Here is a 26,745-nt window from a genome sequence, read left to right on the forward strand (position 1 = left end):
CGGCGCCGGCACCTGAGGCAGCTACGCCGGCCACGGCACCTGACACCACGGAAGGCAAGTTCAATGATCTGCTGACCAATCCGGTTGTCCTCGGTGTGATCGGCGGTGCGGCTGGCCTGGTGGTGTTGCTGCTCCTGCTGTTGTGGGCGCGCCATCGCAACGCCCGCCGTGAAGAGGAAAAGCACTTGCGCATGGCGCGGGCGCTGGCTGAAGAGCCGGAATTTACCTCAAGCATCGAACAGGACCTGCCGTCGGACAGTTTCGAAGGCCTCGAAGTGCCGCCGCCGAACGTCAAGCTGGCAGCCGCTCCGGCACCTGCTCCAGTGGTTGCGCCGGCGGTAGCGGTTCCGACGGTTGCCTCCGTGCTCGCGCCGCTGGCCGCTGCCGTGGCCCCGCAAAACGCCAACGATGCCCTGGCGCAAGCCCAGTCCCATATCGACCGTGGTCATCTGAACCAGGCCGCCGATGTGCTGGAGCAAGCGATCAAGCACGAGCCCAAGCGCAGCGACCTGCGGTTGAAGCTGATGGAAGTCTACGGCCTGCAAAGCGACAAGGACGGTTTCGTGACCCAGGAGCGTCAACTGGTGGCCAATGGTGAAAACCATGCCCAGGTCGAGCAGCTCAAGTCGCGCTTTCCTGCGATGGCGGTATTGGCGGCGGGCGTCAGTGCCGCGGTTGCCGCCGCGGCCCTTGACGCTCAGTACGTCAAGGACCTGCTGGAAGACAAGCCGGCTGCCCCGGCCGCCGAGCCCGATGCACTCGACACCGATTTCGACCTGAGCCTGGATGAGCTGGAGGCGGCTTCGCCAGCCAGCCTGGACGACGAGCAGACGTTTGCAGCGCTCCTGGAGCAGCAATCGGCGCCCAAGGCCGGCGAGGAAGACCTGTCGGACTTCGACCTGGACCTGCAACTCAATGACCCGGCGTCCGAGCAATCCGACGACGACTTCCTTTCCGGTCTTGAGGACCAGATGAAGGATGTGTCTGCCGTGGAGCCGCCGACGCTGACCCCATCGGCGCTGGATGACTTCGATTTGCCGGAGGATTTCGACCTGTCCCTGGCGGATGAGCCAGAAGCAGCCGCCAAGCCGGATGCCTTCGCTTCGGAGCTGGACGATGTCAACGCCGAGCTGGATCGCCTGTCCCAGAGCCTGGAAAGTCCGCCCATCGAACCTTCCTTTACCGCTGAGGACGCGGCGCTGGGCGATGATGAGCCGGAGTTCGATTTCCTGTCCGGTACGAATGAAGTCGCCACCAAGCTAGACCTCGCCCAGGCCTATATCGACATGGGGGATGCCGACGGCGCGCGGGACATTCTCTCTGAAGTGCTCACCGAAGGTGATGAGGCGCAGCGCGGCGAGGCCAAGGAAATGCTCGGCAAAATCTGAAGGTTGATGCAGGTGCGGTGTGGGAAGGTCAATCCCCAACAAAAGCGCACGCCACGCAGCTGGCGCATTTATAATGGCCGCCTTCGCGCAACTCATCAGGCTCTCAGTTCTTGGCAAATATAGATAACCCGGCCGCCGAAATGGCGGCCGCTGGCTTTTACCGCATCGCCCTCGGCGTGGAATACAAAGGCTCGCGCTATCGCGGCTGGCAGCGCCAGGCGTCAGGCGTGCTGACGGTGCAGGAAACCCTGGAGAAGGCGCTGTCGAAAGTGGCTGACTCCCCGGTGTCGTTGATGTGTGCCGGGCGTACCGATGCCGGTGTGCATGCCTGCGGCCAGGTGGTGCACTTCGATACCCAGGCCGAACGCACGATGAAGGCCTGGGTGATGGGCGCCAATATCAATTTGCCCCATGACGTCAGCGTCAGTTGGGCCAAGGTCATGCCTGCGCACTTTCATGCGCGCTTCAAGGCGATTGCCCGGCGTTATCGCTATGTGATCTACAACGACCAGATCCGTCCCGCGCACCTCAACGAAGAAATCACCTGGAACCACCGTCCGCTGGATGCCGAACGCATGGCCGAGGCTGCGCAGCATCTGGTAGGGGTGCATGATTTCAGTGCGTTTCGTGCCGGCCAGTGCCAGGCCAAGTCGCCGATCAAGGAAGTCCACCACCTGCGGGTGACTCGCCACGGCAAGATGATCGTGCTGGACATCCGCGCCGGCGCCTTCCTGCACCATATGGTGCGTAACATTGCGGGCGTATTGATGACCATCGGCACCGGCGAGCGCCCGGTGGAATGGGCCAGGGAAGTGCTGGAAAGCCGCATTCGCCGCACGGGCGGCGTCACGGCGCATCCGTTTGGCCTGTACCTGGTGGATGTGGAGTACCGCGACGAGTTCGAACTGCCGCAGCGCTTCATCGGGCCACACTTCCTCACAGGGTTCAGTGAACTTGGCGGCTGACGCCCGGAATAGCTTTTGTTACCATCCGGGACTTTATCGGTCCAACCCCTGAGGTTTCTACGACATGCCTGTCGTTCGCAGCAAGATTTGCGGGATTACCCGCATAGAAGACGCGCTGGCGGCAGTCGAGGCGGGGGCGGATGCCATTGGCCTGGTGTTTTATGCCAGAAGCCCGCGGGCGGTGAATGTGTTGCAGGCGCGGGCGATCATTGCGGCGCTGCCGCCGTTCGTGACCACCGTGGGCTTGTTCGTCAACGCCAGCCGCTGCGAACTCAACGAAACCCTGGATGCCGTGCAGCTGGATATGCTGCAATTTCACGGCGACGAAACCCCGGATGAATGTGAAAGCTACCAACGCCCGTATATCAAGGCGTTGCGGGTCAAGGCGGGTGACGATATAGCGAGGGCCTGCGCGGCCTATTCCGGCGCGCGTGGCGTTCTGCTGGACACGTATGTCGAAGGCGTACCCGGTGGTACCGGTGAAGCGTTCGATTGGTCGCTGATCCCCGAAGGATTGAGCAAGCCGATCATCCTGGCCGGGGGGCTCAACCCAGCGAATGTCGGTGCGGCGATTCAACAGGTCCGGCCGTATGCCGTGGATGTCAGCGGTGGGGTAGAGCAAGGCAAGGGCATCAAGGATCACGACAGGATTCGCGCATTCATGCACGCGGTGCGCAACAGCTGTGGCGGGATGTGACGGCTGGCAGTCTGCCGCCGTCCATAACTACCACTGTGTAAAACAGCCCGGCGCCGCCTGAGGGCGGCCCGGAAATGAAGTGGCAACCTGCGCAGGCAGGCTGTCTGGAAGGCTGAGGATGCAGGCTGGAAATGGCAGGTCGAACGTCTGACCCCGTCCAGCCTGCGTCATCGCCACATATGAATTTAGCTCAAGGGCATACGCGGGGCTGTGTTCAAGCCACCGGTACTGGAGAAAGAAAGCATGAGCAACTGGTTAGTAGACAAACTGATCCCTTCGATCATGCGTTCCGAGGTGAAGAAAAGCTCGGTTCCTGAAGGTCTGTGGCACAAGTGCCCATCCTGCGACGCGGTGCTGTACCGCCCCGAGCTGGAAAAGACCCTGGATGTTTGCCCCAAGTGCAACCACCACATGCGTATCGGCGCCCGCGCCCGCATCGATATCTTCCTCGACGCCGACGGCCGTAACGAGCTGGGCGCCGACCTGGAGCCGGTCGACCGTCTGAAGTTCCGCGACGGCAAGAAGTACAAGGACCGCCTGACCGCTGCGCAAAAGCAGACCGGTGAGAAGGACGCGCTGATTTCCGTCAGCGGCAAGCTGCTGGGCATGCCGGTGGTGGTGTCGGCGTTCGAGTTCTCCTTCATGGGCGGCTCCATGGGGGCCATCGTCGGCGAGCGCTTCGTGCGCGCGGCCAACTACGCCCTGGAAAACCGTTGCCCGATGATCTGCTTCGCCGCCTCCGGTGGTGCGCGGATGCAGGAAGCGTTGATCTCCCTGATGCAAATGGCCAAGACCTCTGCGGTGCTGGCGCGTCTGCGCGAAGAAGGCATTCCGTTCATCTCCGTGCTGACCGACCCGGTCTACGGCGGTGTTTCCGCCAGCCTGGCGATGCTGGGCGACGTGATTGTCGGTGAGCCAAAAGCCCTGATCGGCTTTGCCGGCCCGCGCGTGATCGAGCAGACCGTGCGCGAAAAACTGCCGGAAGGCTTCCAGCGCAGCGAGTTCCTGCTGGAGCACGGCGCAATCGACCTGATCATTCCGCGCGGTGAGCTGCGTCCACGCCTGGGTAGCCTGCTGGCGCAGATGATGGGCCTGCCGACACCTGTTTACGTCGCGCCTAAAGTCGAGCCGATCGTTGTGCCGCCGGTGCCTGCGAACCTATGACCCAACGTACCCTGGGCGAATGGCTCGCCTACCTCGAGCAGTTGCATCCGTCCGCCATCGACATGGGCCTGGAGCGCTCGCAACAGGTAGCGGCCCGCCTTGGGTTGGGCCGGCCGGCGCCGCGTGTGATCACGGTGACCGGTACCAACGGCAAGGGTTCTACCTGTGCCTTTGTTGCCGCGCTGCTGCAGGCCCAGGGGCTGAAAGTCGGCGTGTACAGCTCGCCGCACTTGCTGCGTTACAACGAGCGGGTGCAACTCAATGGCGTCGAAGCCAGCGATGAGCAACTCTGCGAAGCCTTCGCCGCACTCGATGCCGGGCGCGGTGAGATTTCCCTGACTTACTTCGAAATGGGCACCCTGGCGGCGTTCTGGCTGTTCGAGCGTGCGCAGCTGGATGTGGTCGTGTTGGAAGTGGGCCTGGGGGGGCGCCTGGACACCGTCAACGTGGTGGATGCCGACCTGGCGCTGGTCACCAGTATTGGCGTGGACCATGCCGACTACCTGGGGGATACCCGCGAGTCCGTGGCCTATGAGAAGGCCGGGATTTTCCGCCCGGGCAAGCCTGCGCTGTGCGGTGACCTGGATCCGCCGCAGCCCTTGCTGGACAAGGTGTGTGAGCTGGGCTGCCCATTCTTCCTGCGTGGCCGCGAATTCAATCTTGAAATCGGTGACCGGCACTGGCAGTGGCGCGGCCGGGATGCCCGTGGGCAGGCTGTGGAGCTGCGTGATCTGCCCTTGCTGAACCTGCCGATGGAGAACGCCGCACTCGCGCTGCAAGCCTATCTGTTGCTGGACCTGCCTTGGCAGGCTGAGCAGATTGCTGCGACGTTGCTGGCGACCCGCGTGGTCGGGCGCCTGGATCGCCGGGTGTTCGACTGGCACGGCAAGCGCCTGAACCTGTTGCTGGATGTGGGGCATAACCCCCATGCAGCGCAATACCTGGCCAAGCGCCTGGCACGCACGCCGCCGGTGGGGCGTCGCCTGGCTGTATTCGGTTTGCTCTCCGATAAGGACCTGGAGGGCGTAGTTGCGCCGTTGCTGGACAGCGTCCAGGCTTGGGCGGTAGCGCCGCTGGATACGCCCCGCAGCCGTCCGGCCCATGAGCTTGAGATCGCGTTACAGAACCTTGGTGCGCCCGTGGCGTCGTATGCAAGCGTGACTGCCGCCCTGGAGGCTCAGTGCGCGGTGGCGACGGCCGAGGACGAAATTCTGTTGTTCGGATCATTTTATTGTGTTGCCGAGGCGCTTGAGTGGTTGGCCCGGCGCTCCACGGAGGAAGCTGCAGATGGCATTACTGGATAGCGCATACAAGCAGCGAATGGTTGGAGCCCTGGTGCTGGTGGCATTGGCGGTGATTTTCCTGCCGATGCTGTTTTCCCGCCAGGACGAGCAGCGCCAGGTGGTCGTCGAGGCTCCGGCTGCGCCCCAGGCACCGGCAGTGCCCCAAGTGCAGGTGGAGCCGGTGGTGGTGCCTGAACCGCAGGCGTTGCCGGAAGAAGAACCGGTGCCGACCGATGATGAGGTGGCCGCGCAGCAGGCGCCGTCGATGCCGGTGCAGCCAAGCGTGCCGGTGGTCAAGCCGACACCTGCTCCGACGGTCGCCGCCAAGCCGGCGACACCTGCGCCTGCGCCCAAACCTGTAGCGCCACAGCCTGCTGCGCCGGGCAAGCCGGATGTGGGGCAGAGCCGTATCGACCCGAACGGCTTGCCGATCAGTTGGTCGATCCAGGTGGCCAGCCTGGGCAATCGTGAAGGCGCCGACGCCTTGCAGAAGAAGCTGCGTGCCCAGGGCTACAACGCCTACATCCGTAGCGCCGACGGCAAGAACCGGGTGTTTATCGGGCCGCTGATCGAGCGCGCCGAGGCCGACCGGCTGCGGGATTTGCTGGACCGTCAGCAGAACCTGAAAGGCTTCGTGACCCGCTTCCAGCCTGAGCGCGGCTGAGCCCGCATCGGTTTAAACCTGAAGTCCAATCAAATGTGGTGAGGTTGAAATGTGATCGGCCCGCCACAATCTATTGATTTGCAAAGCAGCCGCAATCACAGCTTACCGACAGCCCGACGCTCTGCTAAAATGCGCCGCCTTATCCGTCCGTAGGCTCAAACGTGCCATTTACCTGGGTTGACTGGGCGATCGTTGCAATCGTCGCCATCTCCGCTTTGATCAGTCTAAGCCGCGGCTTCGTAAAAGAAGCACTGTCGTTGCTGACTTGGATCATCGCAGGAGTCGTAGCCTGGATGTTCGGCGGTTCGTTGTCGGTCTACCTGGCCGGATACATCGAGACACCTTCGGCTCGCGTCATTGCGGGCTGCGCCATCATGTTCATCGCCACGCTGCTGGTGGGGGCAATGGTCAATTATCTTATTGGCGAGTTGATACGTGTCACCGGCCTCTCCGGGACCGATCGATTTCTCGGCATGGCCTTCGGTGCCGCGCGTGGTGCGTTGCTGGTGGTCGTGGCGGTCGGGCTGTTGAGCCTGGGGCCGGTACAGCAGGATTCGTGGTGGCAGGAGTCGGTACTCGTGCCAAAATTTCTATTGGTTGCAGATTGGTCCAAGAACCTCATATTGGGGTGGAGCAGTCAGTGGCTGGCCAGCGGAATCAGCGTACCCGCTGATCTTCCGTTCAAGGAACACCTCTTGCCGGCCAAAACGCCGCAGTAAGTTGTGTTCAGTCAAGATTCATTAAGTAGGGGTTGCGTCGCATGTGTGGCATCGTCGGTATCGTCGGTAAGTCGAACGTCAATCAGGCGCTGTATGACGCGCTAACCGTCCTCCAGCACCGCGGCCAGGACGCTGCCGGTATTGTGACCAGCCACGACGGCCGGTTATTCCTGCGCAAGGACAATGGCCTGGTACGTGACGTGTTCCATCAGCGTCACATGCAGCGCCTCGTCGGGCACATGGGCATTGGCCATGTGCGTTACCCGACCGCCGGTAGCTCGACGTCGGCCGAAGCTCAGCCGTTCTACGTCAACTCGCCTTACGGCATTACCCTGGCGCATAACGGTAACCTGACCAACGTTGAGCAACTGGCCAAGGAGATTTACGAATCTGACCTGCGCCACGTCAACACCAGCTCAGACTCGGAAGTGCTGCTCAACGTGTTCGCCCACGAGCTGGCCCAGCGCGGCAAGCTGCAGCCGACCGAAGAAGATGTGTTCGCCGCCGTGATCGACGTGCATAACCGTTGCGTCGGCGGTTATGCCGTCGTTGCGATGATCACCGGCTACGGCATCGTCGGCTTCCGTGACCCCCACGGTATTCGCCCGATCGTGTTCGGCCAGCGTCACACCGACGAAGGCGTCGAGTACATGATCGCGTCCGAAAGCGTGTCCCTGGACGTGCTGGGCTTCACCCTGATCCGCGACCTCGCGCCGGGCGAAGCGGTGTACATCACCGAAGACGGCAAACTGCACACCCGTCAGTGCGCTGTCGCGCCGAAACTCACCCCGTGCATCTTCGAACACGTCTACCTGGCGCGTCCGGATTCGATCATCGATGGCGTGTCGGTGTACAAGGCGCGCCTGCGCATGGGCGAGAAGCTGGCCGACAAGATCCTGCGCGAGCGTCCCGAGCACGACATCGACGTGGTGATCCCGATCCCGGACACCAGCCGTACTGCTGCGCTGGAATTGGCCAACCACCTGGGCGTCAAGTTCCGCGAAGGCTTCGTGAAGAACCGTTACATCGGTCGCACCTTCATCATGCCGGGCCAGGCGGCGCGCAAGAAGTCGGTGCGCCAGAAGCTCAACGCCATCGAACTGGAATTTCGCGGCAAGAACGTGATGCTGGTGGACGACTCCATCGTACGCGGCACCACCTGCAAGCAAATCATCCAGATGGCCCGTGAGGCCGGTGCGAAGAACGTGTACTTCTGTTCCGCAGCGCCTGCCGTGCGTTACCCGAACGTGTACGGTATCGACATGCCGAGCGCCCACGAACTGATCGCCCACAACCGCACGACCCAGGACGTGGCCGACCTGATCGGCGCCGATTGGCTGATCTACCAGGACCTGCCGGACCTGATCGAAGCGGTCGGCGGTGGCAAGATCAAGATCGAGCAGTTCGACTGCGCCGTGTTCGACGGCAAGTACGTGACCGGTGACGTCGACGAGGCCTACCTGAACAAGATCGAGCAGGCGCGTAACGACTCGTCGAAGATCAAGACCCAGGCGGTCAGCGCGATCATCGATCTGTACAACAACTGAGTAGACACCGGCCCTGAGGGGCCGGTTTTGTATCTTAAATAAAGAATTGAGTAAGGAGTCGCAGCATGAGTCAGGAATGGGATGCCGGTCGCTTGGACAGCGACCTCGATGGCGTAGCTTTCGATACCCTGGCTGTGCGCGCCGGCCAGCACCGTACCCCGGAAGGTGAGCACGGTGACCCGATGTTCTTCACCTCCAGCTACGTGTTCCGCACAGCGGCCGACGCCGCGGCGCGCTTTGCTGGCGAAGTGCCGGGTAACGTTTATTCCCGCTACACCAACCCGACTGTGCGCGCGTTCGAAGAGCGTATTGCGGCCCTGGAAGGCGCAGAGCAGGCGGTGGCAACGGCCACCGGCATGGCGGCGATCCTGGCGGTGGTGATGAGCCTGTGCAGTGCCGGCGACCACGTGCTGGTGTCGCGCAGCGTGTTCGGTTCGACCATCAGCCTGTTCGAGAAGTATTTCAAGCGCTTCGGTATCGAAGTGGACTACGTGCCCCTGGCGGATCTGTCCGGGTGGGGTGCGGCAATCAAGTCCAACACCAAGCTGCTGTTCGTCGAGTCGCCGTCCAATCCGTTGGCCGAGTTGGTGGATATCGCCGCGTTGTCCGAAGTGGCTCACGCCAAAGGCGCGATGCTGGTGGTCGACAACTGTTTCTGCACGCCTGCCTTGCAGCAGCCGCTGAAGCTGGGCGCAGACATTGTGGTGCACTCGGCCACCAAGTTTATCGATGGCCAGGGCCGTTGCATGGGCGGCGTGGTTGCCGGTCGCAGCGAGCAGATGAAGGAGGTGGTGGGCTTCCTGCGCACCGCCGGCCCGACCCTGAGCCCGTTCAACGCCTGGATCTTCCTCAAGGGCCTGGAAACCCTCAGCCTGCGCATGAAGGCCCATTGCGCCAACGCCCAGGCCCTGGCCGAGTGGCTGGAGCAGCAGGACGGTATCGAAAAAGTGCATTACGCCGGCCTCAAGAGCCACCCGCAGCACGCATTGGCCCAGCGCCAGCAACGTGGTTTCGGCGCCGTGGTAAGTTTCGAAGTGAAGGGCGGCAAAGAGGGCGCCTGGCGCTTTATCGATGCGACGCGCCTGATCTCCATCACGGCCAACCTGGGCGACAGCAAGACCACCATTACCCATCCGAGCACCACGTCCCACGGACGCCTGGCGCCGCAGGAGCGTGAGGCGGCCGGTATCCGGGACAGCCTGATCCGCATCGCGGTCGGCCTGGAAGATGTCACGGATCTGCAGGCTGACCTGGCTCGCGGGCTGGCTGCCTTGTGATCGAGTGGTCCCTGGAGGCCGCGGCGGCCAGTAATGGGCGCGTCGCCCTGGTGACGGGCGCGGCGCGGGGTATTGGTCTCGGGATTGCGGCGTGGCTGATCAGCGAAGGCTGGCAGGTGGTCTTGACCGACCTCGACCGCGAGCGCGGTTCCAAGGTGTCCAAGGTGCTGGGCGAAAACGCCTGGTTTATCACCATGGACGTGGCTGACGAGAAACAGGTGGCCCAGGGAGTCGCCGAAGTCCTGGGGCAATTCGGTCGCCTGGACGCGTTGGTCTGTAACGCTGCGGTGGCCGACCCGCACAACATCACCCTGGAAAGCCTTGACCTGGCTTACTGGAATCGCGTGCTGGCCGTTAACCTCAGTGGGCCGATGTTGCTGGCCAAGCACTGTGCGCCTTACCTGCGTGCCCACGGCGGCGCCATCGTCAACCTGGCGTCGACCCGGGCTCGTCAGTCGGAGCCGGATACCGAGGCTTATGCGGCGAGCAAGGGTGGCCTGTTGGCCCTTACTCACGCCTTGGCGATCAGCCTCGGGCCGGAAGTGCGGGTGAATGCGGTCAGTCCTGGCTGGATTGATGCCCGTGATCCAGCTGCGCGGCGTGCCGAGCCTTTGACCGATGCCGATCATGCCCAGCATCCGGCGGGCAGGGTGGGTACGGTAGAGGACGTGGCAGCGATGGTGGCGTGGTTGCTGTCGCGCCAGGCCGGGTTTGTCACCGGGCAAGAGTTTGTGGTGGACGGTGGCATGAGCAAGAAGATGATTTACAGCGAGTAGGACGGGTAGCCGTCTTGAAGCCATTTTGTCTTTTTCAGAAAAACTTCAAGCAGGCTATTGACTTAGGTCCGCTACCTGCGTAAATTTCGCGGCCTCAACGAAGCAAAGGGTGATTAGCTCAGCTGGGAGAGCATCTGCCTTACAAGCAGAGGGTCGGCGGTTCGATCCCGTCATCACCCACCACTTCTTGAGAGTTTTGCCTTCGGGCAGGACGCAACGTTAAAGGTTGCACCGACGCGCAGCGGTAGTTCAGTCGGTTAGAATACCGGCCTGTCACGCCGGGGGTCGCGGGTTCGAGTCCCGTCCGCTGCGCCATATTTTCCAGGTTCGATTTATCGGGCTTGAGGTTGAACAGCCAAGCTGATCAATCAGATGTTCAAAGACGGTTGAGGCGGTTTGCTCAGCCGGTCAAGCGATACGCAGCGGTAGTTCAGTCGGTTAGAATACCGGCCTGTCACGCCGGGGGTCGCGGGTTCGAGTCCCGTCCGCTGCGCCATATCTGCCTCAAGGACCGCTGAACGCCTTGAAGCACAAAGAAAGCCACTGGCTACTTTGATCCGATAGCAAAGACCCTGGTCGAAAGACCGGGGTTTTTTGTGTCTGCAATTTGGCAATTTTTTGCGGGAGCCGGCGAACCGGCCCCCATTGATTTGTCAGAAGCCCAGCTTATCCCGCAGCCCGTAGTACCAAGCTCCCAGTGCCGCAAACGGTGTGCGCAACAGTTGCCCGCCCGGGAATGGGTAGTGCGGCAGGTCGGCAAACGCATCGAAGCGCTCTGCCTGGCCTCTCAGCGCTTCCGCCAGCACCTTGCCCGCCAGGTGGGTGTACGTCACGCCATGGCCGCTGCAGCCTTGTGAGTAGTAGATGTTGTCGCCCAGGCGACCAACCTGCGGCAAGCGCGACAGGGTCAGCAGGAAGTTGCCGGTCCAGGCGTAGTCGATCTTCACATCCTTGAGTTGCGGGAAGGCCTTGAGCATCTTCGGGCGGATGATTGCTTCGATGTTCGCCGGGTCGCGCGCGCCATACACCACGCCGCCGCCGAAGATCAGGCGCTTGTCACTGGTGAGGCGATAGTAGTCGAGCAGGTAGTTGCAGTCCTCTACGCAGTAATCCTGCGGCAGGAGTGTCCTGGCCAGCTCATCCCCGAGTGGCGCCGTCGTGATCACCTGGGTGCCACAGGGCATCGACTTGGCCGCCAGCTCCGGCACCAGGTTGCCCAGGTAGGCATTGCCCGCGACGATGATGAACTTGGCCCTGACTTTACCTTCTGCCGTATGGACCACCGGGTTGGCGCCACGCTCGATGCGCACCGCCGCCGATTGTTCGTAGATCGTCCCGCCCAGGGACTCCACGGCGGCGGCTTCACCGAGTGCCAGGTTGAGTGGGTGGATATGGCCGCCACTCATGTCCAGCAGTCCGCCGACATAGTTGTCACAGGCCACGACCTCACGAATGCGGCGCTCGTCCAGCAACTCCAGCTGTGTATGGCCGTAGCGCTCCCACAAGCGCTTCTGCGACTCCAGATGGCCCATGTGCTTGCTGTTGAGTGCCGCGAACACGCCGCCGTCCTTCAGGTCGCACTGGATCTGGTATTTGGCCACACGCTCGCGAATGATCCTGCCACCCTCGAACGCCATCTGCCCCAGCAACTGCGCCTGTTGCGGGCCGACGCTGCGCTCGATCACATCAATGTCACGGCTGTAGCTGTTGACGATCTGCCCGCCATTGCGGCCTGACGCGCCAAAACCCACCTTGGCGGCTTCCAGTACCGTCACGCGAAAACCGTTCTCCAGCAGGAACAGCGCGCTGGACAGGCCAGTGTAGCCGGCACCGATCACGCACACATCGGTTTCGACGTCGCCTTGCAACATTGGGCGTGGCGGAACGGCATTTGCGGAAGCGGCGTAATACGACTGGGGGTAGGGGGTGTTCGCCATCCTGGAACCTCTGTTTTATATTTTTTACGAGTGCCCTGATCCTACCTGAGTTGAAAATTGCCTGCCAGCCACCCCAAAAAGTGCGGTGCGCCGGCTGCAAATAAATAATTCGCATATTCATAGGGTTAGCTGCAAAAAAGATGTTGACACCCCTCCGGAATTCCGTAGAATGCCGCCTCACAGCAGGCACGTAGCTCAGTTGGTTAGAGCACCACCTTGACATGGTGGGGGTCGTTGGTTCGAGTCCAATCGCGCCTACCAAACAAAATCCGCTCTGCTGGGCGGTCTAGAAGGGCTCACCGAAAGGTGGGCCCTTTTTTGTTCATGCGATTTATTACTACCCGAAAATCTTCCCACCCCCCGCCTAAAGTAATCGACACCCAGGCCGATAGAGATCGCAAATCTCTTACTCTCGGACACTTGGCATGCTTATCAACATCAGCACTACCGCCTCCGTAGCAAGCACTCCAAGCACTGTCAGCTCGACGGCTGCCGCGACCAAAGAAAGCACAAGCAGCGCAGGCGGCACGACCGTCAACATGCACGCTGATTCCAATGGTGCGGCAGGTGTAAGTGGCGGTGGCGGTGGCCAAGCCTCCTCGCTCTCGAAGGAGTCCGATACCGTCAAAGAGTTGAAGAAGCAGATCGAGCAGTTGCAAAAGCAGCTTCAAGCGCAGCAGCAAGCCTTGCAGAAAGCTCAGTCCAGCAACCAGAGTGCAGAAGCCAAAGCGGCGGCAGTAGCGGCGGCGCAGATGCAGATCGCCGGCACTGCGGCGGCGTTGCAGACAGTGACTTCCGCACTGTTGCAGGCAGTCACCGATGAGGGCAACAGCACGTCGGGTTCGATGGTTAGTACCACCGCCTGATACTGGCAACAGTGTGTTGAGTCGCAGCCTTCACTGTCGATTCAACACACTTTCTCCCGCTCCCACCGTCAAGCGATACACATCCACCAGCGCCCACGCTCCCAGCAGCGCCACGCCGACGAACGCCACGCGAAAATCCCCGACCTGTGCCTGCATCTCATGCCCCTGCAGGGTCATGGATGCTCGTAGCAGCAGCGCCGCCACCGTTACGCCCATCCCCATGGCCAGCTGGAATGACAGGCTGAACAGTGCCGAGGCCTCACTCATGCGCGGTTTGGGCACATCCGCGAAGCCGATCGAGTTGTAGCAGGTGAACTGCATCGAGCGGGACAACCCTCCCACAAATAACACGGCCGCGATCAGCACAAATGGGGTCTGCACCGTGAAAAGCGCGCAAGCGGCTATCGACACCACGCCGATTATCCCGTTCACCAGCAAGACCCGGCGAAACCCATAGCGGCGCATGATGGCCGTGGTGAACGGCTTCATCGCCAGATTGCCAGCGAATACCGCCAGCACCAGCAAGCCTGCGTCCACCGGGGACAAGCCAAAGGCGACTTGAAACAGCAGCGGCAGCAGGAACGGCAGGGCGCTGATGGCCAGGCGAAACAGCGAGCCGCCATAGATGCTCACACGAAATGTATCGATGGACAGGGTCTCGAGCGGCAATAACGGGTCGCTGGCATGGCGGCAATGGTGCACGGCCCACACTGCCAGCGCGATGCCTGCCGCGACCAGCACGGCGCCTGGAATAAGGCGTTCACCGGTCTGGTTACCCAGCCATTCCAGCCCGCCCAGCAGGGCCACACAGGCGCCTGCCAGCAGTACAAAACCCTTGGCATCGAACTGGCGCACGCTGGCTTCACGGTCTTCCGGTACAAGCCATAGTGCGGCGGCCAATGCCAGCGCACCCAGCGGCAGATTCACGTAGAAGATCCATGGCCACGATGCATGCGTCACGATCAAGCCGCCGACCAGCGGCCCCAGAATCGGCGCGACCAGGCCGGGCCAGGTAATGATCGCGATCATTTTCACCAAGTCTTTCTTATCCGTATTACGCAGCACGGCCAGGCGCCCCACGGGCACCATCAATGCGCCGCCGATGCCCTGCAGGACGCGGGCGAACACGAACATCTCGATACTTTGGCTGAGCCCGCAGAGCAGCGAAGCGAGGGTGAACAGGGTGATTGCGCCAGCGAATACCCGGCGCGCACCAAAGCGGTCGGCGACCCAGCTGGACAGCGGTATGAAGATCGCCACGGCGAGGATATAGGCAGTGATGCCGATGTTCATGTCGACCGGTGTCACGCCAAAGGCCGATGCCATGGTTGGCAGCGCGGTGGCGATAACCGTGGCGTCGAGGTTCTCCATGAAGAAGGTCACGGCGACCACCAGGGCGATCAGACTGGTTTGTAGGCTGAGGCGGTTTTGCGCGGCGGAATCTGGAGTGGCTGAGCTCACCGGTGCTGCCCTTTTTCAGTGAACGGTTTGATGAAGAAGGCCGACCAACTGCCTGATGCGCCGCGCACGATAAACGGGCGGCGTTAAGATGAGCGAATCCTTCATGGTTTGTCCACGTCTTGTTACTTGTGGACTACTCAATTACCCACAAAATTTATTGGTTTGCAGCAACAATTTTTCTTGTTGGACACCTCCCGCTCCCAGGCAGCACAGTTGCCGCCACTGACGCTCGCCCTGACGGGCCAACAATAAAAAACCGAGCCGACTGCACGCCACTTCCTGCTGTGAACCCTTTGTTCACATCCTGCTGTAATGGCGCCGCAGCGCGCACTTAAGGACCTCTCCGCCATGCAAACTGTTGTGAACTTATGGCCGTTGATCGGCGTACTTGTGATCGTGGTTGGCTTTGTTTTGCGTTTCAATCCGCTGTTGGTGGTCACCGCCGCAGCTATCGCCACCGGGCTCGCTGCCCACTTCCCGCTGGAGAAAATCCTCGCCACTATGGGGGATGGTTTCCTACAGACTCGCGCCCTGCAATTGATCCTGTTGTTGCCCCTCGCCGTCATCGGTTTGCTGGAGCGCCACGGCTTGCGCCTGCACGCGCAGAACTGGATTGCGCGGTTTGAGCGCGCCACGGTCGGACGCCTGCTGATCATCTATCTGTTTGTACGCGAATCCACTGCAGCCATGGGCTTGACCAGCCTCGGCGGGCACCCGCAGATGGTGCGCCCGCTACTGGCCCCGATGGCCGAAGGCGCGGCGGAAAAGCGCTACGGCAAACTGCCGGACAAACTGCGTCACAAGGTGTTGGCCATGTGCGCCGCCACCGATAACGTCGGCCTGTTTTTTGGTGAGGACATCTTCGTCGCCTTTGGTGCGATTGCGTTGATGCATACCTTCCTGCTCGGTTCGGGGATTGATGTGGAGCCGCTGCACATTGCGGTGTGGGGTATTCCTACGGCGATTTGCGCCTTTATCATTCACGCGCTCCGACTTCATCGGTTTGACCGAAGACTGACCCGCGAGATGACGACCGCCGCGACCCCTGTGGAGGCCGCGCTATGATCATCTCTATCCAATACCTGTACTGGCTCGCCGGGGTCCTGCTGCTGATCACCGCCGGCATGATCCTGTTGGATCGAACCCATCCCAAGCGCTGGTCCAGCGCACTGTTCTGGCTGCTGTTCGCCATCCCGTTCCTGGTGGGGGAGCGCCTGCCCTCGGTGGTGGTCGGTGCGGGAGTGGTGGTGATGGCGCTGATCGCCGGCCTGGGCGGCGTCGGCCGTGGCACCCATGCTGAGTTGCATGACAAGGCTTCGCGCGCCAGTGCCGGCCGCCTCGGGCACAAGCTGTTTATCCCGGCGCTGGCGATCCCCCTGACCACCGTGATCGGTTCGGTCTTGCTCAAGCACACCCAGATTGGCGGGGTACCGCTGCTGGATCCGAAAAACACCACCTTCGTGTCCCTCGGCATCGGCTGCCTGATCGCCCTCGGCCTGGCGTGCTGGCTGACCCGTGATACCCCGGTGCAAGCCTTGCGCGAATCCCGGCGACTCACCGAGGCCCTGGGCTGGGCCATGGTGCTGCCGCAGATGCTGGCGATGCTTGGCCTGCTGTTCAATGAAGCCGGTGTCGGCACGGCTGTCGCCCATGTCACCACCACCTACATCAACCTGGATTTCAAGTTGGTGGCGGTCATGGTGTACGTGTTGGGCATGGCGCTGTTTACGGTGATCATGGGCAATGGCTTCGCGGCGTTCCCGGTGATGACCGGGGGCGTCGGCGTGCCGGTGCTGGTGGGTATCTACGGCGGTAACCCGGCGGTGATGGCCGCCATCGGTATGTTCTCCGGCTACTGCGGTACGCTGATGACGCCGATGGCGGCCAACTTCAATATCGTGCCGGCGGCGTTGCTGGAGTTGCCGGACAAGAACGCGGTGATCAAGGCGCAACTGCCGACCGCGTTGATGATGCTGGTGGTCAATATTGTCCTGCTTTATGTGTTGATGTGAGGCGACGATGCGAACTGTATTGCTGACGGGGTTCGAGCCCTTTGATCAAGACCTGGTGAATCCTTCCTGGGAAGCGGTGCGCCAGTTGGATGGCGTGCAACTCGACGATGATGTGCGCATTGTTGCGCGCCGATTGCCCTGTGCGTTTGCCACGGCGGGTGAATGCCTGCTCCAACTGATCAGTGAACTGCGTCCGGCGATGGTCATCGCCACTGGGTTGGCCCCCGGGCGCAGCGAAATATCCATCGAGCGGGTGGCGATCAACGTCAACGATGCACGCATCCCCGATAATCTGGGGGAGCAACCCATCGACACGGCGGTGGTGGTCGGCGGCCCGGCGGCGTACTTTTCGACGCTGCCGATCAAGGCCATGGCCAGGGCGGTGCGCGAGGCAGGGATTGCGGTGTCGGTATCGCAGACGGCGGGCACATTCGTGTGCAACCAGGTGTTCTACCGCTTGCAGCACGAACTCGCGGGCACCGGTGTACGCAGTGGTTTTATCCACGTGCCGAACCAGCTGGGAGCGGGCCTGGTCGATGGGCTGCGCACCGCGGTGTCGACGGCGTGGAATACCCCGGTGGATGTGCTGGAAGTGGGCGGTCAGGTGAGTTGACGTCCCACGGGTGCGATAACCTCGACTACAGTTCAGCTACATTCCTGTGTTGGATAATCGCCATGATCAAGTGCCCGAAATTCGTGTCTGTTGCGCTTTCGCTTGTGTTGTTTGCCGCTGGCGGTATGGCCCTGGCTGATCCAGGCAATGGCAAGGGGCAAGGCAACGATAAAGGCAATGGTCACGGCGGACAGGGGCATGACAAGCCCAAGGGCAAGGGTGCAGCAGGCAGTCGCGGCCCCAGTGTAGACCGTGGCAGCGTGCTGAATGTGTTGGGCGGTTATCGCGACTACTGGAGCCCGGGGCCCGCCTTGCCGCCTGGCATCCAGAAGAACCTGGCCCGCGGCAAGCCGCTGCCGCCGGGCATTGCCAAGAAACTGGACGGGCGTTTGTTGGGCCGCTTGCCCCATTACGATGGGTACGAGTGGCAGCAGGCGGGCACCGACTTGATACTGGTGGCCATCGCGACGGGCATCATCTACGAAGTCCTCAATGGCGCCCTCGATTGAGCTGGCGGTGTCGCCCGCATGGCGCTCGACGCCGCCGTGTTATTGCCGGCGTCGTTGGCGTTTACAAGCCGCCAGGTGATCCGTAGATTGCATTGCGTCGATTATTCGTTTCAGCTCACGAGGAAACCCCGCAGTGTCCATCCGAGGTTCAGCCGTATTTACCCGCCCTTACCGCGCCTTTCTGTTCGATATGGATGGGACTCTGCTCAATTCGATTGCCGCCGCCGAGCGGGTATGGAGCATCTGGGCTGAACGCCATGGGCTGGAGGTGGCGACGTTCCTGGCCACGATCCATGGCGCCCGGGCGATCGACACCATCACGCGCCAGGCCTTGCCCGGCGTCGACCCGGAGGTTGAAGCGCAGTGGATTACCGAGGCTGAAATCAATGATGTGCAAGGTGTCGTTGCGATTGCCGGTGCCGTCGAGTTTCTGAACCGCTTGCCCGGCGATCAGTGGGCGCTGGTCACCTCTGCACCCAGGGAACTGGCGTTGCGTCGACTGCAAGCGGCAGGTATTACACCGCCAGCGGTGCTGGTCACGGCTGAAGACGTGGCTATCGGCAAGCCGAACCCTGCCTGTTATGTGCTCGGTGCGCAGCGCCTGGGGGTGTCGACGCAGGATTGCCTGGTGTTTGAGGATGCGACGGTGGGGATCCGTGCAGGGGAGGCGGCTGGCGCGGATGTGATGGTCGTGACCTCGACGCACCTCAAGCCCATGGCGACGGAGCATCCTTCGATCGATGGGTATGAACAGCTGCAGGTGCAACGCAGCGCTGATGGCTTGCTGTACTTGGCGCGCGCGACGGGCTGACGCAGCAAGGCCGAGCCGGCTACCGGACTCGGCCTGTTTCGCGGGTGGCTGGATCAGGCGACGCCTGCATTCGATCACTGCGCATGCCTTGGCGTGACAGCACCATCTCCCTGAGAATCTCGTTGGCGAGCCGGGCAATCGCTTCGGCACCGCGATAATGCGCGCGCACGATTCCGGTGATCGCGAAGTGGTCGGTCTCCGGACCGCTGAGCACGGCCGAGAGGGTGCCGTCGGCGTGCAGAGTACAGGTGACCGTGTAGCTGGGCAGGCGGGCTGCCAATTCAGATTCGATTTGGGTTTTAGTGAGCGTGTCCATCTGTACCGGCACCTTCTACTGACTGTGCAAACACACCCAAGGATAGGTCCTGCTGCGAGGCTGTAAATACCAGCGATCTGAAAGCGAATCGGGGGTGGGCGTCAGCGTACGGTTTTGCGCACGATGCGTTGGCACAACTTGCGCTGCACGGCCATCTGGATGGGCTTGAGGCAGAACATGAACAGGTAGCCACACAGCAGGAGTACCAGGTCCAGCCGCGAACGGGGCGCTTCGGCGCCCTCTATTTCAAGCTTCAGGCCATATTCCAAGCCGACAAAGACCAGCCCCGTCAGTAGGGCGATCATCCAGGATCTGGAGAAAAATGGCTGGGCATTGCCTGGCAGCATCGACGTGCTCCTAAGTGCACACGGATGGCGGGACATCAGTCAGAGGATTCGGTTGCAAAGGGTGTAATAAGTTCCAGGCGTGAAGATAGTTTCATCTTGATGCATGGATGGGCATGCGGCAAAAAGCGCTTCGCGCAACAGAGACAAAAGCAGACCAAAGAGGTTTTCGCCAGCCGTTACAGTGAACGAAAGGGCTGGCTACTGAGGGCGCTTCAAGGCGTCTGGTTTTTGTCCGGAGCGGACAGACCGGCCTGGATGCGCTGGTAAATCTCCTCGCGATGCACGGCAACATCCTTGGGTGCGTTGATGCCGATTCGTACTTGCTGGCCGCTGACGCCCAGGATGGTGATCGTAATGTCATCACCGATGTTTATGCTTTCACCGACTTTGCGGGTGAGTATAAGCATGGACTTCTCCTTGATTACTTTTAAGGACACATGTTCAGACAGGGCAGGTGTCGTATGTGTGTAGCTTACTGCTAAGCGCGTCCCTGTGACTGCCTCTTTTAGGACGCATAGAGGCGACATTAATTCCCATGGCGGCATCATACAGGTCTGGGATACATCATTCGCATTGTTTAAGCCAACGTTTATGACGGCCAGAATAGACAGTGAATGATAAAGTCGCCTCTTTATCCGTTGAAGGAGCAGGGCAGTGCGTAAAGTAGCGATGGCAATTGCGGTGTTGGCATTGGCCGGTTGCGGTGAAGGCAAAAGCGTCGATGCCCCCAAGGCCAAGCCTGCCGTAACCGAAAGCCAGCCACAAACCGGCGCGATTGCTGCCCAGGAATGGGACCTGCGAGTAGGCCCGCCGGACCACAAGCTGCAGGCAATCACCGACCTGACCGCCTGGTTGCTCGAACACGGGTTCAGTTTTTACATCGTGAAGGTCGACGGCAAGGACGAAGTGCTGCTGGGGCCATTTGCAACCAGGGCCGAGGCCGAGGCCAAGCAGACGCTGCTCAACGAGAAGATGGCGCGGGCCAAGAAAACCGACACGGTGTCCGAGATCATCGAGCACAAGGCCGCGCAGTAACCGCTGATTGGGCGGCATTGCCGCCCCTGTTCAACCGCAGGCTTTCAGGTTAACCGGGCCGACAAACTCATTGCCGCGCCCCATCACGCACGCCACCGTTTGGTTCCGCTGGCGCTCCCAGGCTTGTACCGGATAGGTCTTGTTCCAGGCTTCGTACAACTGGCGATCCTGTTTCGACAGGCGCAAGCCGTACTGCTTGCTCATGTAGAAATACGTGCGTGCGATCATCCCGCGAATGGACGGGCGCGGCATGACCTTCTTGGCCTTGAAATCCACCTGGGTCAGGCACGAACCGTACTGCCCGCTTTGCACCGGCAGCCAGCCAAAACTGAAGTTACTTCGATCTCCATTGACCTCGCCGATGCTCGGCACCAGGTTGTGCAGATCCGCTTCGGCACGCTTGAATACGTCGTCATGGCGGGTGCAGTTCTTGCGTCCACCGTCCTGCCAGCACTGGCGCTGATGTCCGATCTGCCAGGCCGGAACAATGTGCTCCCACTCGATGCGCGCAGCACGGTTGGCGTTTTTGCGTGGGATGTAGCCGCAGGCTTTCAGGTCAACGCGGTTGCCGGTGTATTTGCAGCCGCAATAGAACTCGGTGGATTGTGGCGCGTACAGCTTCCAGGCGACCTTTTTGGCTTCGCTGAAGGTTCGGGGCGCCTGGGCATGGGCAGTGACAGCAAAAAGCAGGCAGCACACTGCAATAAAACGGGCACTCATTGAATCAATCTTCCTTCGGCACAACCCAGAAAATCTGCACGCCGCCGTCATCCCGATAGGCGAGGGTGACGTTGTCGTTCTCCGCGATTTCCTCCAGCAAGCGCTGCCACTCGTCTTCTGGCTCGTCCGGCAAGCGGAAGATCAAGGCTGCCTTGGCTTTTTGGGCGTTGGTGGAGTTGATGATCTTTTGCACACGAATGGCCAGGCGTTCGTAGGCATCAGGTGGGGTTAGGGCTGCGGAAGAGGACTTTGCCACGGAGTGTTCCTTAATAAGCTGTACGTGCATACAGTATTTAACTGTAGGCAATTTCGCAACTGCTTAAAATTCAATAAGTTCGTCTGACGGCAATTTAGGCGAGTTGATGTAAGGCGGGGAGGTGTTGGTTGCGGGATTTACGCAGGAGGTAGAGGCGGGTAAACCCGCCCCTACAGAGATGTCAGCAGGAATCAATATTCCCAGAACATCCGTTGCAGTTCTTTGCTGTCCTGGGTCTTGGTCAGGGCGACCATTGCCAGAATCCGCGCTTTCTGCGGGTTCAGGTCGAGGGCGGCGACCCAGTCGTATTTGTCGTCCGGCTGTTCGGCATTACGCAGCACCATGCCCCCGGCATTTACGTGGGAAGAACGGATGATTTGCACACCTTGTTTGCGCAATTCCACCAGCGCAGGAACCACTTTGGACGACACCGAACCATTGCCGGTGCCGGCGTGGATGATGGCTTTGGCGCCAGCCTGGGCCAGTGCCTTGTAGGCGGTGTCGCTCACGTTGCCGTAGCCGTAGGCGATTTCAACATCGGGCAGGCTCTTGATGTTCTTGATGTCGAACTCCGAGTCCATGGTGTGACGCTTGGCCGGCAGGCGGAACCAGTAGGACTTGCCTTCAACGACCATGCCCAGCGGGCCCCATGGGCTCTTGAAGGCTTCGGTCTTGATATTGATCATCTTGCTGACGTCGCGACCCGATTGGATCTCGTCGTTCATGGTCACCAGTACGCCTTTGCCGCGTGCATCCTTGCTGCCGGCCACGGCGACGGCGTTGTACAGGTTGAGCATGCCGTCGGCCGACATGGCGGTGCCTGGGCGCATGGAGCCGACCACCACGATAGGCTTGTCGGTTTTTTCCACCAGGTTCAAGAAGTAGGCGGTCTCTTCCAGGGTGTCGGTACCGTGGGTGATCACGATGCCGTCCACGTCCTTGCTGTCGGCCAGTTCGGCGACGCGGCGACCCAGTTGCAGCAGGTTCTCGTTGTTGATGCTTTCGGACGCAATTTGCATCACTTGCTCGCCACGCACATTGGCGATCTGGCTAAGCTCAGGAACACCGGCGATCAATTGCTCGATACCGACTTTGGCAGCCTGGTACGTCGCACTGTTGGCGGCGCTGGCGCCGGCGCCGGCAATGGTGCCGCCGGTGGCGAGGATCACCACGTTGGACAGTTTGGTCTTGGATTCAACCTCCTTTGCCTGGGCGGCAACGGGGAATAGCAGCAGAAGGGCCAACGCCCCCGGAACAAAGTTCTTCAATGCAGATTTCATTATTTTTCTCTCTGGTTTTTGATGAGTGCTGTAGCAGGTTCATCTAGAACACCTGGGCATTGCTGAATGCCTCCAGGCGCTGTGTAGGAGCAGGATCTGTACCATGCCGAATATATTCGAGCATATAAATTAACTTGTTGATATATATAAATTTTTAGTGATTGAGCGATGAGGTTTTGCTTGCTGGATGTCCGGCTTTCCGAACAACCTGAGGTGTGGCGTTCGGTTGTCCGAAAGTTATGACGAAAGAATCCTGAGTGCCGCGCCAAAACCTGTCGTTTCAGAGAACGACCGAACGTGGCAGATGTTTAAGAGCGGCCTTCGCAGGACGGGAGAGCCGGGGCTGGAGGTCTTGCATGAAAGGCCATGTTCTACCGTTGACAAATCTCGACAAGGTTCTCATAGTTTGGCTAACGCAAACGTTTGCGAGATGTTTCATGAGACCCTTGATTAGAGTCTCCTGTCAGCTCGTATCAGCCACCCGGGTGGGAGGGCCGCCGAAGCACACTTCGGTGCACGCGTTGCTCACAATAATCATAAGATCGGAGTGAACCCATGAAGCTGCCATTCGCTGGACGTCTTCTTGCTGTCGCTGTGCTTGCTGCCGCATCCGCCGCCTTACCTTTCTCCCCTGCATTCGCTGATGACGCTGCCGCCAAACCCAAGGTCGGCCTGGTGATGAAATCCCTCGCCAACGAATTTTTCGTGACCATGCAGGACGGTGCCAAGGCGTATCAGAAAGACCACGCCGCCGATTTCGACATGATCACCAACGGCATCAAGGACGAAACCGATACCAGCGCGCAAATCGGTATCGTCAAGCAGATGATCCTGGCCAAGGTCAATGCCATCGTTATCGCGCCTGCTGACTCCAAGGCACTGGTAAAAGTGCTGGAGGATGCCTCTAAAGCCGGGATCAAGATCGTCAACATCGATAACCGCCTGGACCCGGACGTGCTGAAAAGCAAAAACCTCGATATTCCCTTCGTCGGCCCCGACAACCGCAAAGGCGCCAAACTGGTGGGCGACTACCTGGCCAAGCAACTGGCTGCCGGCGACAAGGTCGGCATTATCGAAGGCGTACCGACCACCACCAACGCCCAGCAGCGCACCGCGGGCTTCAAGGATGCGATGGACGCTGCCGGTATGAAGATCGTTTCCACCCAATCCGGCAACTGGGAAATTGACCAGGGCCAGAAAGTGGCCTCGGCCATGCTGAGCGAACACCCGGACCTCAAGGCGCTGCTGGCCGGTAACGACAACATGGCCCTGGGCGCAGTCTCCGCCGTACGTGCTGCAGGCAAGGCCGGTAAGGTGCTGGTGGTGGGTTACGACAACATCGACGCCATCAAGCCGATGCTGCAGGACGGTCGTGTGCTGGCGACCGCCGACCAGGCGGCTGCGCAGCAAGCGGTGTTCGGTATCCAGAACGCCCTCAAGCTGGTCAAGGGTGAGAAAGTCGATGCCAAGGATGGCATGATCGAAACCCCGGTCGAACTCGTCCTCAAGAAGTAATCCTGGCAGCACCCAACAGCGTCCGCCCGTCCTGGGCGGACGCCTGGAGATTTTCCTATGTCATCTTCCGCTCCGAACGCTGTCCTCTCGGTCAGCGGTATCGGTAAGACCTATGCCCAACCGGTTCTGGCCGACATTACCCTCACGCTTAACCGTGGTGAAGTACTGGCGCTGACCGGTGAAAACGGCGCGGGCAAGAGTACCTTGTCGAAGATCGTCGGCGGGCTGGTCACCCCGACCACCGGGCACATGCAATTCCAGGGGCAGGATTACCGTCCGGCCAGCCGTACCCAGGCTGAAGCGTTGGGCGTGCGCATGGTCATGCAGGAACTCAATCTGCTGCCGACGCTGACCGTGGCCGAAAACCTGTTTCTGGATAACCTGCCCAGCCACTGTGGCTGGATCAGCCGCAAGCAATTGCGCAAAGCCGCGATCGAGGCCATGGCCCAGGTCGGCCTGGACGCCATCGACCCGGACACCCTGGTCGGCAGCCTCGGCATCGGCCATCAACAGATGGTCGAGATCGCCCGCAACCTGATCGGCGACTGCCATGTGCTGATCCTCGACGAGCCCACCGCGATGCTCACGGCCCGCGAAGTCGAGATGCTGTTTGAGCAAATCACCCGCCTGCAGGCCCGGGGCGTGGCGATCATTTATATTTCGCACCGGCTCGAAGAACTGGCCCGTGTCGCCCAGCGCATTGCGGTATTGCGCGACGGCAAGCTGGTCTGCGTCGAGCCGATGGCCAATTACAACAGCGAACAACTGGTCACCTTGATGGTGGGCCGGGAGCTGGGAGAACACATCGACCTGGGGCCGCGCAACATCGGCGGCCCAGCCCTGACCGTGAAGGGCCTGACCCGCTCGGACAAAGTCCGCGACGTATCCTTTGAAGTGCGTGCCGGTGAGATATATGGCATCTCCGGCCTGATCGGCGCCGGTCGTACAGAGTTACTGCGGCTTATCTTCGGTGCCGACCTGGCCGACAGCGGCACTGTGGCATTGGGTTCGCCGGCCCAGGTGGTGAATATTCGCTCGCCGGTGGATGCCGTGGGTCATGGCATTGCCCTGATCACCGAGGACCGCAAGGGCGAAGGGCTGCTGCTGACCCAGTCGATCAGTGCGAATATCGCACTGGGCAACATGCCGGAAATTTCCGCTGGCGGCCTGGTCAATAGCCGCGATGAAACTGCCTTGGCCAAGCGCCAGATCGATGCCATGCGGATCCGCAGTTCCAGCCCGGCGCAATTGGTGTCCGAACTGTCCGGTGGCAACCAGCAGAAAGTGGTGATCGGCCGCTGGCTGGAGCGCGACTGCTCGGTGATGTTGTTCGACGAGCCCACCCGTGGCATTGATGTCGGTGCCAAGTTCGATATTTATGCCTTGCTGGGTGAATTGACTCGCCAGGGCAAGGCGCTGGTGGTGGTGTCCAGCGACCTGCGTGAACTCATGCTGATCTGCGACCGCATCGGCGTGCTGTCCGCCGGGCGCTTGATGGAGACCTTCGAGCGCGACAGCTGGACCCAGGACGAATTGCTCGCCGCCGCCTTTGCCGGCTATCAGAAACGTGATGCGCTGCTCAACGACGCAGTGCTTAGGGATACCCCATGAAACTAACAACTTCCCCCGGTAAAACCGGCGGCAACTTCTACGGCCTGGGCACCTACCTGGGGCTGGCCGGTGCATTGCTGGTGATGATCGCGCTGTTTTCGGTGCTCAGTGATCACTTCCTGTCCTATGACACGTTCAGCACCCTGGCCAACCAGATTCCTGACCTGATGGTGCTGGCGGTGGGCATGACCTTCATCCTGATCATCGGCGGTATCGACCTGTCGGTGGGCTCGGTATTGGCGTTGGCGGCATCGGCGGTCAGCGTGGCGATTCTCGGGTGGGGCTGGAGTGTCTTGCCGGCTGCCTTGCTCGGCATGGGCTGCGCCGCGTTGGCCGGCACTATTACCGGCTCGATCACGGTGGCCTGGCGCATTCCATCGTTTATCGTGTCCCTCGGCGTGTTGGAAATGGCCCGTGGCGTCGCGTACCAGATGACCGGCTCGCGCACGGCCTATATCGGCGATTCGTTTGCCTGGCTGTCCAACCCGGTCGCCTTCGGCATTTCGCCGTCGTTTATCATCGCTTTGCTGGTGATCATTGCCGCCCAGCTGGTATTGACCCGCACCGTATTCGGTCGTTACCTGATCGGTATCGGCACCAACGAAGAAGCCGTACGCCTGGCCGGGATCAATCCCAAGCCGTACAAGATTCTGGTGTTCAGTCTTATGGGCCTGCTGGCCGGTGTGGCGGCGCTGTTCCAGATTTCGCGCCTGGAAGCGGCAGACCCGAATGCCGGTGCCGGCCTCGAGCTGCAAGTGATCGCCGCAGTGGTGATCGGCGGCACCAGCCTGATGGGCGGGCGTGGTTCGGTGATCAGTACCTTCTTCGGTGTGTTGATTATTTCGGTATTGGCCGCCGGCCTGGCGCAGATCGGTGCCACGGAGCCCACCAAGCGCATCATCACCGGTGCCGTGATCGTGATCGCCGTGGTTCTGGATACTTATCGCAGCCGTCGTGCCAGTCGGCGAGGCTGAAC

General features: G+C 60.9%; 28 protein-coding genes and 4 tRNA genes. 24 read left to right on the plus strand and 8 right to left on the minus strand.

What is annotated here, in order from left to right; genetic code table 11:
* The 13 genes from BFP99_RS20245 to BFP99_RS20305 form a co-directional block, all read left to right on the plus strand.
* The coding region (locus BFP99_RS20245) for a FimV/HubP family polar landmark protein (RefSeq protein ID WP_305118799.1) at positions 1–1,388 on the plus strand (1,388 nt) is incomplete at its 5' end.
* Between the two features lie 140 nt (positions 1,389–1,528).
* Positions 1,529–2,353, plus strand: coding sequence for a tRNA pseudouridine(38-40) synthase TruA (gene truA, locus BFP99_RS20250; RefSeq protein ID WP_027604074.1), 825 nt, complete (start codon positions 1,529–1,531; stop codon positions 2,351–2,353).
* Between the two features lie 64 nt (positions 2,354–2,417).
* The gene (locus BFP99_RS20255) at positions 2,418–3,050 is read left to right on the plus strand and encodes a phosphoribosylanthranilate isomerase (protein ID WP_065927243.1); all 633 of its coding nucleotides are present in this window, start codon (positions 2,418–2,420) and stop codon (positions 3,048–3,050) included.
* A 243-nt stretch (positions 3,051–3,293) separates the two neighbouring features.
* On the plus strand, positions 3,294–4,214 hold the full coding sequence (accD, locus tag BFP99_RS20260) for an acetyl-CoA carboxylase, carboxyltransferase subunit beta (RefSeq protein ID WP_027604076.1): 921 nt from the start codon (positions 3,294–3,296) through the stop codon (positions 4,212–4,214).
* Positions 4,211–5,518: a bifunctional tetrahydrofolate synthase/dihydrofolate synthase gene (gene folC, locus BFP99_RS20265; protein ID WP_065948010.1), complete on the plus strand. Its 1,308-nt coding sequence runs from the start codon at positions 4,211–4,213 to the stop codon at positions 5,516–5,518. Before accD ends, folC begins: the two co-directional genes overlap by 4 nt.
* Positions 5,502–6,161 carry an SPOR domain-containing protein gene (locus tag BFP99_RS20270; RefSeq protein WP_065927245.1) on the plus strand — a complete coding sequence of 220 codons (660 nt, stop codon included), beginning with the start codon at positions 5,502–5,504 and terminating at the stop codon, positions 6,159–6,161. The genes folC and BFP99_RS20270 overlap by 17 nt, the downstream gene beginning before the upstream one ends.
* Positions 6,162–6,322: 161 nt before the next feature.
* Positions 6,323–6,880 carry a CvpA family protein gene (locus BFP99_RS20275; protein ID WP_003192538.1) on the plus strand — a complete coding sequence of 186 codons (558 nt, stop codon included), beginning with the start codon at positions 6,323–6,325 and terminating at the stop codon, positions 6,878–6,880.
* Positions 6,881–6,921: 41 nt separating this feature from the next.
* Positions 6,922–8,427: an amidophosphoribosyltransferase gene (gene purF, locus BFP99_RS20280; RefSeq protein ID WP_027604079.1), complete on the plus strand. Its 1,506-nt coding sequence runs from the start codon at positions 6,922–6,924 to the stop codon at positions 8,425–8,427.
* Positions 8,428–8,492: 65 nt separating this feature from the next.
* Positions 8,493–9,704 carry an O-succinylhomoserine sulfhydrylase gene (locus BFP99_RS20285; RefSeq protein ID WP_065927246.1) on the plus strand — a complete coding sequence of 404 codons (1,212 nt, stop codon included), beginning with the start codon at positions 8,493–8,495 and terminating at the stop codon, positions 9,702–9,704.
* Between the two features lie 11 nt (positions 9,705–9,715).
* Positions 9,716–10,480, plus strand: coding sequence for an SDR family oxidoreductase (locus BFP99_RS20290; protein WP_027604081.1), 765 nt, complete (start codon positions 9,716–9,718; stop codon positions 10,478–10,480).
* A 107-nt stretch (positions 10,481–10,587) separates the two neighbouring features.
* Positions 10,588–10,663 (plus strand) — tRNA-Val (locus tag BFP99_RS20295).
* A 55-nt stretch (positions 10,664–10,718) separates the two neighbouring features.
* A tRNA-Asp gene (locus BFP99_RS20300) sits at positions 10,719–10,795 on the plus strand.
* A gap of 104 nt (positions 10,796–10,899) precedes the next feature.
* A tRNA-Asp gene (locus tag BFP99_RS20305) sits at positions 10,900–10,976 on the plus strand.
* Between the two features lie 157 nt (positions 10,977–11,133).
* Here the strand turns inward: BFP99_RS20305 and BFP99_RS20310 are convergent.
* Positions 11,134–12,417, minus strand: a complete 1,284-nt coding sequence (locus tag BFP99_RS20310) for an NAD(P)/FAD-dependent oxidoreductase (protein ID WP_065927247.1) — start codon at positions 12,415–12,417, stop codon at positions 11,134–11,136.
* A 184-nt stretch (positions 12,418–12,601) separates the two neighbouring features.
* Here BFP99_RS20310 and BFP99_RS20315 point away from each other — a divergent pair.
* Both BFP99_RS20315 and BFP99_RS20320 read left to right on the plus strand, forming a co-directional pair.
* Positions 12,602–12,678: transfer RNA gene (locus BFP99_RS20315), tRNA-Val, on the plus strand.
* A 164-nt stretch (positions 12,679–12,842) separates the two neighbouring features.
* A complete protein-coding gene (locus BFP99_RS20320) occupies positions 12,843–13,283 on the plus strand; it encodes a hypothetical protein (RefSeq protein WP_065948011.1) in 441 nt (146 codons plus the stop codon).
* A gap of 30 nt (positions 13,284–13,313) precedes the next feature.
* Here the strand turns inward: BFP99_RS20320 and BFP99_RS20325 are convergent, their stop codons facing one another.
* The gene (locus tag BFP99_RS20325; protein ID WP_083221226.1) at positions 13,314–14,744 is read right to left on the minus strand and encodes a DHA2 family efflux MFS transporter permease subunit; all 1,431 of its coding nucleotides are present in this window, start codon (positions 14,742–14,744) and stop codon (positions 13,314–13,316) included.
* A 348-nt stretch (positions 14,745–15,092) separates the two neighbouring features.
* On the opposite strand from BFP99_RS20325, the gene BFP99_RS20330 reads away from it, so the two are divergent.
* The 5 genes from BFP99_RS20330 (at position 15,093) to BFP99_RS20350 (ending at position 18,689) form a co-directional block, all read left to right on the plus strand.
* Entirely contained in the window at positions 15,093–15,809 is a 717-nt protein-coding gene (locus BFP99_RS20330) for a DUF969 domain-containing protein (protein WP_065927249.1), read from the plus strand.
* The gene (locus BFP99_RS20335; RefSeq protein ID WP_065948012.1) at positions 15,806–16,756 is read left to right on the plus strand and encodes a DUF979 domain-containing protein; all 951 of its coding nucleotides are present in this window, start codon (positions 15,806–15,808) and stop codon (positions 16,754–16,756) included. Before BFP99_RS20330 ends, BFP99_RS20335 begins: the two co-directional genes overlap by 4 nt.
* Positions 16,757–16,763: 7 nt before the next feature.
* Positions 16,764–17,369, plus strand: coding sequence for a pyroglutamyl-peptidase I (gene pcp / locus BFP99_RS20340; RefSeq protein WP_065927251.1), 606 nt, complete (start codon positions 16,764–16,766; stop codon positions 17,367–17,369).
* 62 nt (positions 17,370–17,431) lie between these two features.
* Positions 17,432–17,878 (plus strand): anti-virulence regulator CigR family protein, encoded by a 447-nt coding sequence (locus BFP99_RS20345; RefSeq protein ID WP_065927252.1) that lies wholly within the window; start codon positions 17,432–17,434, stop codon positions 17,876–17,878.
* 133 nt (positions 17,879–18,011) lie between these two features.
* Positions 18,012–18,689 carry an HAD-IA family hydrolase gene (locus BFP99_RS20350; RefSeq protein ID WP_065948013.1) on the plus strand — a complete coding sequence of 226 codons (678 nt, stop codon included), beginning with the start codon at positions 18,012–18,014 and terminating at the stop codon, positions 18,687–18,689.
* 19 nt (positions 18,690–18,708) lie between these two features.
* Here the strand turns inward: BFP99_RS20350 and BFP99_RS20355 are convergent, their stop codons facing one another.
* The 3 genes from BFP99_RS20355 to csrA all read right to left on the minus strand — a co-directional run bounded on the left by BFP99_RS20355 (position 18,709) and on the right by csrA (position 19,759).
* Complete coding sequence (locus BFP99_RS20355; RefSeq protein ID WP_027604093.1) at positions 18,709–19,005, minus strand: hypothetical protein; 297 nt, start codon at positions 19,003–19,005, stop codon at positions 18,709–18,711.
* Between the two features lie 101 nt (positions 19,006–19,106).
* Positions 19,107–19,352, minus strand: a complete 246-nt coding sequence (locus BFP99_RS20360) for a hypothetical protein (protein WP_027604094.1) — start codon at positions 19,350–19,352, stop codon at positions 19,107–19,109.
* Between the two features lie 212 nt (positions 19,353–19,564).
* Positions 19,565–19,759, minus strand: a complete 195-nt coding sequence (csrA, locus tag BFP99_RS20365) for a carbon storage regulator CsrA (RefSeq protein ID WP_027604095.1) — start codon at positions 19,757–19,759, stop codon at positions 19,565–19,567.
* 262 nt (positions 19,760–20,021) lie between these two features.
* Between csrA and BFP99_RS20370 the strand changes: the two genes are divergently transcribed.
* Entirely contained in the window at positions 20,022–20,387 is a 366-nt protein-coding gene (locus BFP99_RS20370; protein WP_065927254.1) for a penicillin-binding protein activator LpoB, read from the plus strand.
* Between the two features lie 30 nt (positions 20,388–20,417).
* Here BFP99_RS20370 and BFP99_RS20375 read toward each other — a convergent pair whose 3' ends face one another.
* The 3 genes from BFP99_RS20375 to BFP99_RS20385 all read right to left on the minus strand — a co-directional run bounded on the left by BFP99_RS20375 (position 20,418) and on the right by BFP99_RS20385 (position 22,643).
* Positions 20,418–21,107 carry an endonuclease gene (locus BFP99_RS20375; protein ID WP_027604097.1) on the minus strand — a complete coding sequence of 230 codons (690 nt, stop codon included), beginning with the start codon at positions 21,105–21,107 and terminating at the stop codon, positions 20,418–20,420.
* 4 nt (positions 21,108–21,111) lie between these two features.
* Entirely contained in the window at positions 21,112–21,363 is a 252-nt protein-coding gene (locus BFP99_RS20380) for a DUF1654 domain-containing protein (RefSeq protein ID WP_174562738.1), read from the minus strand.
* Positions 21,364–21,554: 191 nt separating this feature from the next.
* Complete coding sequence (locus BFP99_RS20385; protein ID WP_010209102.1) at positions 21,555–22,643, minus strand: asparaginase; 1,089 nt, start codon at positions 22,641–22,643, stop codon at positions 21,555–21,557.
* A 555-nt stretch (positions 22,644–23,198) separates the two neighbouring features.
* Between BFP99_RS20385 and BFP99_RS20390 the strand changes: the two genes are divergently transcribed.
* Genes BFP99_RS20390 through BFP99_RS20400 form a run of 3 tightly spaced genes read left to right on the plus strand, consistent with a single transcriptional unit; the run spans position 23,199 to position 26,743 of the window.
* Positions 23,199–24,158: a sugar ABC transporter substrate-binding protein gene (locus tag BFP99_RS20390; RefSeq protein ID WP_027604099.1), complete on the plus strand. Its 960-nt coding sequence runs from the start codon at positions 23,199–23,201 to the stop codon at positions 24,156–24,158.
* Positions 24,159–24,215: 57 nt separating this feature from the next.
* A complete protein-coding gene (locus BFP99_RS20395) occupies positions 24,216–25,769 on the plus strand; it encodes a sugar ABC transporter ATP-binding protein (protein ID WP_065948014.1) in 1,554 nt (517 codons plus the stop codon).
* Complete coding sequence (locus BFP99_RS20400; RefSeq protein ID WP_065948015.1) at positions 25,766–26,743, plus strand: ABC transporter permease; 978 nt, start codon at positions 25,766–25,768, stop codon at positions 26,741–26,743. Before BFP99_RS20395 ends, BFP99_RS20400 begins: the two co-directional genes overlap by 4 nt.
* The last annotated feature ends 2 nt before the right edge of the window (positions 26,744–26,745 follow it).

It is taken from the genome of Pseudomonas sp. 1 R 17 (assembly GCF_900067035.1).
GTDB lineage: Bacteria > Pseudomonadota > Gammaproteobacteria > Pseudomonadales > Pseudomonadaceae > Aquipseudomonas > Aquipseudomonas marginalis.

Coding starts and splice junctions, on each gene's coding strand:
- truA (WP_027604074.1), top strand. CDS start 1,529: ATGGCGGCCGCTGGCTTTTACCGCATCGCCCTCGGCGTGGAATACAAA.
- BFP99_RS20255 (WP_065927243.1), top strand. CDS start 2,418: ATGCCTGTCGTTCGCAGCAAGATTTGCGGGATTACCCGCATAGAAGAC.
- accD (WP_027604076.1), top strand. CDS start 3,294: ATGAGCAACTGGTTAGTAGACAAACTGATCCCTTCGATCATGCGTTCC.
- folC (WP_065948010.1), top strand. CDS start 4,211: ATGACCCAACGTACCCTGGGCGAATGGCTCGCCTACCTCGAGCAGTTG.
- BFP99_RS20270 (WP_065927245.1), top strand. CDS start 5,502: ATGGCATTACTGGATAGCGCATACAAGCAGCGAATGGTTGGAGCCCTG.
- purF (WP_027604079.1), top strand. CDS start 6,922: ATGTGTGGCATCGTCGGTATCGTCGGTAAGTCGAACGTCAATCAGGCG.
- BFP99_RS20285 (WP_065927246.1), top strand. CDS start 8,493: ATGAGTCAGGAATGGGATGCCGGTCGCTTGGACAGCGACCTCGATGGC.
- BFP99_RS20310 (WP_065927247.1), bottom strand. CDS start 12,417: ATGGCGAACACCCCCTACCCCCAGTCGTATTACGCCGCTTCCGCAAAT.
- BFP99_RS20320 (WP_065948011.1), top strand. CDS start 12,843: ATGCTTATCAACATCAGCACTACCGCCTCCGTAGCAAGCACTCCAAGC.
- BFP99_RS20330 (WP_065927249.1), top strand. CDS start 15,093: ATGCAAACTGTTGTGAACTTATGGCCGTTGATCGGCGTACTTGTGATC.
- BFP99_RS20335 (WP_065948012.1), top strand. CDS start 15,806: ATGATCATCTCTATCCAATACCTGTACTGGCTCGCCGGGGTCCTGCTG.
- pcp (WP_065927251.1), top strand. CDS start 16,764: ATGCGAACTGTATTGCTGACGGGGTTCGAGCCCTTTGATCAAGACCTG.
- BFP99_RS20345 (WP_065927252.1), top strand. CDS start 17,432: ATGATCAAGTGCCCGAAATTCGTGTCTGTTGCGCTTTCGCTTGTGTTG.
- BFP99_RS20355 (WP_027604093.1), bottom strand. CDS start 19,005: ATGGACACGCTCACTAAAACCCAAATCGAATCTGAATTGGCAGCCCGC.
- BFP99_RS20360 (WP_027604094.1), bottom strand. CDS start 19,352: ATGCTGCCAGGCAATGCCCAGCCATTTTTCTCCAGATCCTGGATGATC.
- csrA (WP_027604095.1), bottom strand. CDS start 19,759: ATGCTTATACTCACCCGCAAAGTCGGTGAAAGCATAAACATCGGTGAT.
- BFP99_RS20370 (WP_065927254.1), top strand. CDS start 20,022: ATGGCAATTGCGGTGTTGGCATTGGCCGGTTGCGGTGAAGGCAAAAGC.
- BFP99_RS20375 (WP_027604097.1), bottom strand. CDS start 21,107: ATGAGTGCCCGTTTTATTGCAGTGTGCTGCCTGCTTTTTGCTGTCACT.
- BFP99_RS20385 (WP_010209102.1), bottom strand. CDS start 22,643: ATGAAATCTGCATTGAAGAACTTTGTTCCGGGGGCGTTGGCCCTTCTG.
- BFP99_RS20390 (WP_027604099.1), top strand. CDS start 23,199: ATGAAGCTGCCATTCGCTGGACGTCTTCTTGCTGTCGCTGTGCTTGCT.
- BFP99_RS20395 (WP_065948014.1), top strand. CDS start 24,216: ATGTCATCTTCCGCTCCGAACGCTGTCCTCTCGGTCAGCGGTATCGGT.
- BFP99_RS20400 (WP_065948015.1), top strand. CDS start 25,766: ATGAAACTAACAACTTCCCCCGGTAAAACCGGCGGCAACTTCTACGGC.